This is a genomic window from Streptomyces sp. SID5785, from assembly GCF_009870065.1.
Lineage (GTDB): Bacteria > Actinomycetota > Actinomycetes > Streptomycetales > Streptomycetaceae > Streptomyces.
Window position 1 is genome coordinate 1 of record NZ_WWIA01000067.1, and the last position, 9,309, is coordinate 9,309.

General features: G+C 69.4%; 8 protein-coding genes. All 8 read right to left on the reverse strand.

What is annotated here, in order from left to right:
* Nucleotides 1-97: 97 nt before the first annotated feature.
* Entirely contained in the window at nt 98-1,744 is a 1,647-nt protein-coding gene (nuoN, locus tag GTW43_RS02150; RefSeq protein WP_161299829.1) for an NADH-quinone oxidoreductase subunit NuoN, read from the reverse strand.
* An 8-nt stretch (nt 1,745-1,752) separates the two neighbouring features.
* Nucleotides 1,753-3,327: an NADH-quinone oxidoreductase subunit M gene (locus GTW43_RS02155; RefSeq protein WP_161299830.1), complete on the reverse strand. Its 1,575-nt coding sequence runs from the start codon at nt 3,325-3,327 to the stop codon at nt 1,753-1,755.
* Nucleotides 3,328-3,332: 5 nt separating this feature from the next.
* On the reverse strand, nt 3,333-5,228 hold the full coding sequence (nuoL, locus tag GTW43_RS02160) for an NADH-quinone oxidoreductase subunit L (protein WP_161299831.1): 1,896 nt from the start codon (nt 5,226-5,228) through the stop codon (nt 3,333-3,335).
* Nucleotides 5,229-5,241: 13 nt separating this feature from the next.
* The gene (nuoK, locus tag GTW43_RS02165; protein ID WP_161299832.1) at nt 5,242-5,541 is read right to left on the reverse strand and encodes an NADH-quinone oxidoreductase subunit NuoK; all 300 of its coding nucleotides are present in this window, start codon (nt 5,539-5,541) and stop codon (nt 5,242-5,244) included.
* Nucleotides 5,538-6,365, reverse strand: coding sequence for an NADH-quinone oxidoreductase subunit J (locus GTW43_RS02170; protein ID WP_161299833.1), 828 nt, complete (start codon nt 6,363-6,365; stop codon nt 5,538-5,540). The genes nuoK and GTW43_RS02170 overlap by 4 nt, the downstream gene beginning before the upstream one ends.
* Nucleotides 6,362-6,967, reverse strand: a complete 606-nt coding sequence (gene nuoI, locus GTW43_RS02175) for an NADH-quinone oxidoreductase subunit NuoI (RefSeq protein WP_161299834.1) — start codon at nt 6,965-6,967, stop codon at nt 6,362-6,364. The genes GTW43_RS02170 and nuoI overlap by 4 nt, the downstream gene beginning before the upstream one ends.
* On the reverse strand, nt 6,960-8,357 hold the full coding sequence (gene nuoH, locus GTW43_RS02180; RefSeq protein ID WP_161299835.1) for an NADH-quinone oxidoreductase subunit NuoH: 1,398 nt from the start codon (nt 8,355-8,357) through the stop codon (nt 6,960-6,962). Before nuoH ends, nuoI begins: the two co-directional genes overlap by 8 nt.
* Nucleotides 8,354-9,309, reverse strand: a 956-nt coding sequence (locus tag GTW43_RS02185; protein WP_161299836.1) for a molybdopterin-dependent oxidoreductase, incomplete at its 5' end; no start/stop codon positions are given. The genes nuoH and GTW43_RS02185, both read right to left, overlap by 4 nt.

The following is a 9,309-nucleotide window of genomic DNA, read 5'->3' on the forward strand; positions in this document are numbered from 1 at the left end:
TGACAACCCCCGATGTTGTCCACAGGCCCGGACATGCCGGTGCCCGGCACCCTCTCCCAAGAGTGCCGGGCACGGGAACACACGATCGACGTCGGCGTCAGCGCACGAACGTCCCCGCCTGGCTCGCCAGGTCCAGGAAGTACTGGGGCGCGAGCCCCAGCACGATCGTGACCGCCACACCCACACCGATCGTCGTCATGGTCAGCGGCGAGGGAACGGCCACGGTCGGGCCGTCCGCCTTGGGCTCGCTGAAGAACATGAGGACGATCACGCGGATGTAGAAGAACGCGGCGATCGCGGACGAGAGCACACCGACCACGACCAGCGCACCGGCCCCGCCCTCGGCCGCCGCCTTGAACACCGCGAACTTTCCGGCGAAGCCGGAGGTCAGCGGGATGCCGGCGAAGGCGAGCAGGAAGACCGCGAAGACGGCCGCGACCAGCGGGGAGCGGCGGCCGAGCCCCGCCCACTTCGACAGGTGCGTGGCCTCGCCGCCCGCGTCGCGCACCAGCGTGACGACGGCGAAGGCGCCGATGGTCACGAAGGAGTACGCGGCGAGGTAGAAGAGCACCGACGAGACGCCGTCCGGGCTCGTCGCGATGACACCGGCGAGGATGAAGCCGGCGTGCGCGATCGAGGAGTACGCGAGGAGCCGCTTGATGTCGGTCTGTGTGATGGCGACGATCGCACCGGCGAGCATGGTGACGATCGCCACGCCCCACATGACCGGCCGCCAGTCCCAGCGCATGCCCGGCAGGACCACGTAGAGCAGCCGGAGCAGGGCGCCGAAGGCCGCGACCTTGGTGGCCGCCGCCATGAACCCGGTGACCGGTGTCGGGGCGCCCTGGTAGACGTCCGGGGTCCACATGTGGAAGGGGACGGCGCCGACCTTGAACAGCAGGCCCATGACGACGAGCGCCATGCCGACGAGCAGCAGTGCGTCGTTGCCCATCGTGCCGGCGAGCGCCGGGTCCACCTTCTGGACGGTGCCGTCGACGACGTCGGCGATCGTGGCGTACGAGACGGAGCCCGCGTAGCCGTACAGGAGCGCGATACCGAACAGGGTGAACGCCGAGGCGAAGGCGCCGAGCAGGAAGTACTTGACCGCGGCCTCCTGCGACATGAGGCGGTTGCGGCGGGCCACGGCGCACAGCAGGTAGAGCGGCAGCGAGAAGACCTCGAGCGCGATGAACAGCGTCAGCAGGTCGTTGGCCGCCGGGAAGACCAGCATGCCGCCGATGGCGAACAGGGCGAGCGGGAACACCTCGGTGGTGGTGAACCCGGCCTTGACCGCGGCCTTCTCGCTGTCGCTGCCGGGCACCGCGGCGGCCTGCGCGGCGAACGAGTCGACGCGGTTGCCGTGCGCCTCGGGGTCGAGCCGGCGCTCCGCGAACGTGAAGATCGCGACGAGTCCCGCCAGCAGGATCGTCCCCTGGAGGAAGAGGGCCGGGCCGTCGACGGCGATCGCGCCCATGGCCGCGATGTGCGCCTTCGTCGTGCCGTACCCGCCGGCCGCGAGGGCGACGACGGCGGCGAACGCGGCCGCGAGCGCGACGACGGCCAGGAACACCTGGGCGTAGTAGCGCGACTTCCGCGGCACGAAGGCCTCGACCAGGATGCCGAGCACCGCGGCACCGATGACGATCAGGGTGGGCGACAGCTGCCCGTACTCGACCGTCGGTGCGGGGATGTCGGGGGCCGGGGCCGCCATTGTCCACAGGCTGTGGACGGTCGGGGCACTCACCAGAGCACTCATTTGTGAGCCGCCTCCACTTCCGGCTTCGGGTCCTTCTTGTGGACGTCGGACATGGTGTGCTTGACCGCCGGGTTCACCAGCTCGGTGAGCGGCTTCGGGTACACACCGAGGAAGATCAGTACGCCGATCAGCGGGACCACGACCGCGAGCTCACGCACCCGCAGGTCGGCGATGCCCTCGGTCGACGGCTTGACCGGGCCGGTCATGGTGCGCTGGTAGAGCACCAGCGTGTAGAGCGCGGCGAGGACGATGCCGAACGTCGCGATGATGCCGATCACCGGGTACCGGGTGAACGTGCCGACAAGCACCAGGAACTCGCTGACGAACGGGGCGAGTCCGGGCAGCGACAGCGTCGCCAGGCCGCCGATCAGGAACGTGCCGGCGAGCACCGGGGCGACCTTCTGCACGCCCCCGTAGTCCGCGATGAGCCGCGAGCCGCGGCGCGAGATCAGGAATCCGGCGACCAGCATGAGCGCGGCCGTCGAGATGCCGTGGTTGACCATGTAGAGCGTCGCGCCGGACTGGCCCTGGCTGGTCATCGCGAAGATGCCCAGGATGATGAAGCCGAAGTGCGAGATCGACGCGTAGGCCACCAGGCGCTTGATGTCGCGCTGGCCGACCGCGAGCAGCGCCCCGTAGACGATGCTCACGAGCGCCAGGACGAGGATCACCGGCGTCGCCCACTTGCTGGCCTCCGGGAAGAGCTGGAGGCAGAAGCGGAGCATCGCGAAGGTGCCGACCTTGTCGACGACCGCCGTGATCAGCACGGCGACCGGTGCCGTGGCCTCGCCCATCGCGTTCGGCAGCCAGGTGTGCAGCGGCCACAGCGGGGCCTTCACCGCGAAGGCGAAGAAGAAGCCGAGGAAGAGCCAGCGCTCGGTGCTGGTCGCCATCTCGAGCGAGCCGTTCGCCCGGGCGGCGGCGATGTCCTGGAGCGAGAAGTTGCCCGCGACCACGTAGAGACCGATGACGGCCGCCAGCATGACGAGCCCGCCGACCAGGTTGTACAGGAGGAACTTGACCGCCGCGTACGAGCGCTGGGTCGCGGCCTCCTTCTCGCCGTGCGGGCCCGCACGGTCCCCGAAGCCGCCGATGAGGAAGTACATCGGGATGAGCATGGCTTCGAAGAAGATGTAGAAGACGAAGACGTCGGTGGCCTCGAAGGAGATGATCACCATCGCCTCGACGAGGAGGATCAGGGCGAAGAAGCCCTGCGTCGGACGCCACCGTGAACTGCCGGTCTCCTGGGGGTCGGCGTCGTGCCAGCCGGCCAGGATCACGAACGGGATCAGCAGTGCGGTGAGCGCGACGAGCGCCACCCCGATGCCGTCCACGCCCAGCTCGTAGCGGACCCCGAAGTCCTCGATCCACGCGTGGGACTCGGTGAGTTGGTAGCGCGCGCCGTCCGGGTCGAAGCGGACCGCCACCACCGCCGCGACCACGAGGGTCGCGACGGAGAACAGCAGCGCGAGCCACTTGGCCGCGGTGCGCTGTTTCGCCGGTACGGCGGCCGTGGCGATGGCTCCCACGGCCGGGAGCACCGCCGTCGCTGTCAGCAGAGGAAAGGACATCGGTATCAGACCGCCCTCATCAGCAGGGTCGCGGCGACGATGAGTGCCGCACCGCCGAACATCGAGACGGCGTACGAGCGCACGTAGCCGTTCTGGAGCTTGCGCAGCCGGCCGGAGAGCCCGCCGACCGAGGCCGCCGTCCCGTTGACCACGCCGTCGACCAGGGTGTGGTCCACGTAGACGAGCGAGCGGGTGAGGTGCTCGCCGCCGCGCACCAGGACGACGTGGTTGAAGTCGTCCTGGAGGAGGTCGCGGCGGGCGGCCCGGGTGAGCAGCGAGCCGCGCGGGGCGACGACCGGGACCTCGCGGCGCCCGTACAGGAGCCAGGCGAGGCCGACGCCGATCACCAGGCAGACCATGGTGGCGCCGGTGACCGCGCCCGCGCTGATCGGCGCGTCCCCGTGGTCGTGCCCGGTGACGGGCTCCAGCCAGTGCAGGAAACGGTCGCCGATGGAGAAGAAGCCGCCCGCGAAGACCGAGCCGACCGCGAGGACGATCATCGGGATCGTCATGGACGACGGGGACTCGTGCGGGTGCGGCTCGTGGCCGTCTGCGTCGGGCTGCCAGCGCTTCTCGCCGAAGAACGTCATGATCATCACGCGGGTCATGTAGAACGCGGTGATCGCGGCGCCGAGCAGCGCGACCGAGCCGAGGATCCAGCCCTCGGTGCCGCCCTTCGCGAACGCCGCCTCGATGATCTTGTCCTTGGAGAAGAAGCCGGACAGGCCCGGGAAGCCGATGATGGCCAGGTATCCCAGGCCGAACGTCACGAAGGTGACCGGCATGTACTTCCGCAGGGCGCCGTACTTCCTCATGTCGACCTCGTCGTTCATGCCGTGCATGACCGAACCGGCGCCGAGGAAGAGCCCGGCCTTGAAGAAGCCGTGCGTGACCAGGTGCATGATCGCGAACACGTAGCCGATCGGGCCGAGGCCCGCGGCGAGGATCATGTAGCCGATCTGCGACATCGTCGAGCCGGCCAGCGCCTTCTTGATGTCGTCCTTCGCGCAACCGACGATCGCACCGAACATCAGCGTGACGGCACCGACGATGGTGACGACCAGCTGGGCGTCCGGCGCCCCGTTGAAGATCGCGCCCGAGCGGACGATCAGGTAGACACCCGCGGTCACCATGGTCGCGGCGTGGATGAGGGCCGAGACCGGGGTCGGGCCCTCCATCGCGTCCCCGAGCCAGGACTGCAGCGGCACCTGTGCCGACTTGCCGCACGCGGCGAGCAGCAGCATCAGGCCGATCGCGGTCAGCTTGCCCTCGCCGGTGTCACCGGCGCTGTCGAGCACCGGGCCGAAGGCGAAGGTGCCGAACGTCGTGAACATCAGCATGATCGCGATCGACAGACCCATGTCGCCGACGCGGTTGACCAGGAAGGCCTTCTTGGCGGCCGTGGCCGCGCTCGGCTTGTGCTGCCAGAAGCCGATGAGCAGGTACGAGGCGAGGCCCACGCCCTCCCAGCCGACGTACAGCAGCAGGTAGTTGTCGGCGAGCACCAGCAGGAGCATCGCCGCGAGGAACAGGTTCAGGTAGCCGAAGAAGCGGCGGCGCCGCTCGTCGTGCTCCATGTACCCGATCGAGTAGATGTGGATCAGCGTGCCGACGCCCGAGATCAGCAGGACGAACGTCATGGACAGCTGGTCGAGCTGGAACGCGACGTCCGCCCGGAAGCCCTCGACGGGGATCCAGCTGAACAGGTGCTGGCTGAGCGAGCGGTCCTCCGGGCTGCGGTCCAGGAGACCGGAGAAGAGCACGGCCGCGATCACGAAGGAGGCGGCCGCGAGCGCGGTGCCGAGCAGATGACCCACCCGGTCCAGCGCCCGCCCGCCGCACAGCAGGACGGCCGCTCCGAGCAGTGGCGCCGCTACCAGCAGCGCAATCAAGTTCTCCACTGGTTACGACCCCTTACAGCTTCATCAGGCCGGCGTCGTCGACCGAAGCCGAGTGGCGGGTACGGAACAGCGACACGATGATCGCGAGCCCGACCACGACCTCCGCGGCGGCGACGACCATCGTGAAGAACGCGATGATCTGGCCGTCGAGATTGCCGTGCATCCGAGAGAACGCGACGAACGCGAGGTTGCACGCGTTCAGCATCAGCTCGATGCACATGAACACAACGATCGCGTTCCGCCTGATGAGCACGCCGGTCGCGCCGATCGTGAACAACAGGGCGGCGAGATACAGGTAGTTGACCGGATTCACTTCGACGCCTCCTCTGCCTTGTCGAGGGAGTCGCGCTCCAGGCGCTCCGCCGAGCGCTGCTCGAGCGCCTTGAGGTCGTCGAGCGCCTCACCGGACACGTCCCGGATCTGGCCGCGCTCGCGCAGCGTCTGCATGACCGTGAGCTCCGAGGGCGTGCCGTCGGGGAGCAGGCCGGCGATGTCCACCGCGTTGTGCCGGGCGTAGACGCCGGGGGCGGGCAGCGGCGGCAGGTGCTTGCCCTCGCGCACGCGCTGCTCGGCCAGCTCGCGCTGGGTCTTGGCCCGCTCGATGCGCTCGCGGTGCGTGAGCACCATCGCGCCGACGGTCGCCGTGATGAGCAGGGCGCCGGTGATCTCGAAGGCGAACACGTACTTGCTGAAGATCAGGTTCGCCAGGCCCCACACGTTGCCGTTCGCATTGGCCTCGCCCAGGCCGTTGAACTCCTTCAGCGAGGCGTGGGCGATGCCCGCGACCAGCAGGATGCCGAAGCCGAGACCGCACAGGGCGGCGAGCCAGCGCTGCCCCTTGATGGTCTCCTTGAGCGAGTCCGCGGCGGTGACGCCGACGAGCATCACCACGAAGAGGAACAGCATCATGATCGCGCCCGTGTAGACGACGATCTGCACGATGCCCAGGAAGTACGCCCCGTTGGCCAGGTAGAAGACCGCGAGGATGATCATGGTGCCGGCCAGGCACAGGGCGCTGTGCACGGCCTTCCTCATCAGGATCGTGCACAGCGCGCCGATCACGGCGACGGTGCCGAGGACCCAGAACTGGAAGGCCTCGCCCGTGGAGGTGGAGTATGCGGCCAGCTGCGCGCTCATGCCTCCACCTCCTCGTCCGCGGGCTTCTCGCCCTTGGAGACCGCGACCTGGGGCTCGGTGCCGGGCGCGGCCTCCGTCACCAGGCCCCGGTAGTAGTCCTGCTCGTCCATGCCCGGGTAGATCGCGTGCGGGCTGTCGACCATGCCCTCGTCGAGCCCGGCGAGCAGCTGCTCCTTGGTGTAGATCAGGTTCTGCCTGCTGCTGTCGGCCAGTTCGAACTCGTTGGTCATCGTCAGCGCGCGCGTGGGGCACGCCTCGATGCACAGGCCGCACAGGATGCAGCGGGCGTAGTTGATCTGGTAGACGCGGCCGTAGCGCTCACCCGGCGAGTAGCGCTCCTCCTCCGTGTTGTCCGCGCCCTCCACGTAGATGGCGTCCGCCGGGCAGGCCCAGGCGCACAGCTCGCAGCCGACGCACTTCTCGAGCCCGTCCGGATGGCGGTTGAGCTGGTGCCGGCCGTGGAAGCGCGGAGCGGTGGTCTTCGGTTGCTCCGGGTACTGCTCGGTCAGCCGCTTCTTGAACATGGCCTTGAAGGTCACACCGAAGCCGGCGACGGGGTTCATGAACCCGGGCGCGGTGTCCTTCTCGTTCTCGTCAGCCATCGGACGCCTCCTTTCCGTCACGAGATCCGCCAAGTGATTCGTCACTCGCAGTATCGGGTCCGCCACTGACAATCAACTCGCGCTCGTGGCGCGGACGTCGGCGCGGTACGGGCGGTAGCTCCTGCCCGGGCAGCGGAGGCACCGGGAAGCCGCCCGCCATCGGGTCGAACGCCGCCGCGGGCTTCGCCGCCTCCTCGGCCGCGGCCTGCTTGGCACCCCGGTCGCGGAAGATGTCCACGACGAACGAGAGCAGCAGGAGCACGAGGATGCCGCCGCCCACGTACAGGGCGATCTCGGCGAAGTCGTAGTCCTCCTTCTGGAGGGTGCGCACCGTGGCGACGAGCATCAGCCAGGCGACGGACACCGGGATGAGCACCTTCCAGCCGAGCTTCATCAGCTGGTCGTAGCGCACGCGCGGGAGCGTGCCGCGCAGCCAGATGAAGAAGAACAGCAGTAGCTGGACCTTGACGACGAACCAGAGCATCGGCCACCAGCCGTGGTTCGCGCCCTCCCAGAAGGTGGACACCGGCCAGGGTGCGCGCCAGCCGCCCAGGAAGAGCGTCACGGACACCGCGGAGACCGTCACCATGTTCACGTACTCGGCGAGCATGAACATCGCGAACTTGATGGAGGAGTACTCGGTGTTGAAGCCGCCCACGAGGTCGCCCTCGGACTCCGGCATGTCGAACGGTGCGCGGTTCGTCTCGCCGACCATCGTCACGATGTAGATGAGGAACGAGACGGGCAGCAGCACGATGTACCAGCGGTCGTGCTGCTGGGCGACGATCTCGGACGTCGACATCGAGCCCGAGTAGAGGAACACGGAGGCGAACGCGGCGCCCATCGCGATCTCGTACGAGATCATCTGCGCGCAGGAGCGCAGACCGCCGAGGAGCGGGTACGTGGAGCCGGACGACCAGCCGGCGAGGACGATGCCGTAGATGCCCACCGAGGCGACCGCGAGGATGTAGAGCATCGCGATCGGCAGGTCGGTGAGCTGCATCGTGGTGCGGTGGCCGAAGATCGAGATCTCGTTGCCGGCGGGGCCGAACGGGATGACGGCGATCGCCATGAACGCCGGGATGGCGGCCACGACCGGCGCGAGGACGTAGACCACCTTGTCCGCGCGCTTGACGATGACGTCTTCCTTGAGCATCAGCTTGATGCCGTCGGCGAGCGACTGGAGCATGCCCCAGGGGCCGTGCCGGTTCGGGCCGATGCGCAGCTGCATCCAGGCGACGACCTTGCGCTCCCACACGATGGAGAACAGCACGGTCACCATCAGGAAGGCGAAGCAGAACACCGCCTTGACGACGACGAGCCACCACGGGTCCCTGCCGAACATCGACAGGTCCTCGATGGCGAGCGGGTTCAGTGCCGTCGGGCTCATGACTCCACCTCCGGGGCCCCGGCGGCGACGGCCGGGCCGATCTTCACGAGGTCACCCGGCACGGCGCCGGCGTCCGAGGCGACGCCGCCGCCCGCGGAGTTCAGCGGGAGCCAGACGACCCGGTCGGGCATCTGCGTGACCTGGAGCGGCAGTTCGACGGTGCCTGCGGCGCCGGTGACGGCGAGGACGTCGCCGTCCTTGACGCCCGCCTCGGCGGCCGTCGCGGCCGACACGCGCGCGTGAGCGGCGTGCCGGGTGCCCGCGAGCGCGTCGTCGCCCTCCTGGAGGCGACCGAGGTCGAGGAGCAGCCGGTGGCCCGCGAGGACCGCCTCGCCGGACGCGGGCCGTGGGGCGGCGGCCGCCGACTCCAGGGGCTCGGTGGCGTGCGGTCCGTCCCAGGCGCTCAGCCGGTCCAGCTCGGAGCGGGCCGCGCGCAGGTCGGGCAGCCCCAGATGGACGTCCATGGCATCGGCGAGCATCTGCAGCACCCGGCCGTCGGTCGGGGCGACCCGGCGGGTCATCTGGTCCGGCTTGAGCGCGGCCTCGAACATCCGCGCCCGGCCCTCCCAGTTGAGGAACGTGCCGGCCTTCTCGGCGACCGCGGCCACCGGCAGGACGACGTCGGCGAGCTCGGTGACCTCGCTCGGCCGCTGCTCCAGGGAGACGACGAAACCGGCCTCGTGAAGCGCTTCACGCGCGCGGGCCGGGTCGGGCAGGTCCGCGACCTCGACGCCGGCGACGACCAGGGCGCTCAGCGCCCCGCCGGCGGCGGCCTCGACGATCTGACCCGTGTCGCGCCCGTAGCTGTGCGGGAGTTCGGCCACCCCCCAGACGGCGGCGACCTCCTCCCGCGCGCGCGGGTCCGTCGCCGGACGGCCGCCCGGAAGCAGCGAGGGCAGCGCACCGGCCTCGATCGCGCCGCGCTCCCCGGCCCGGCGCGGGATCCACACCA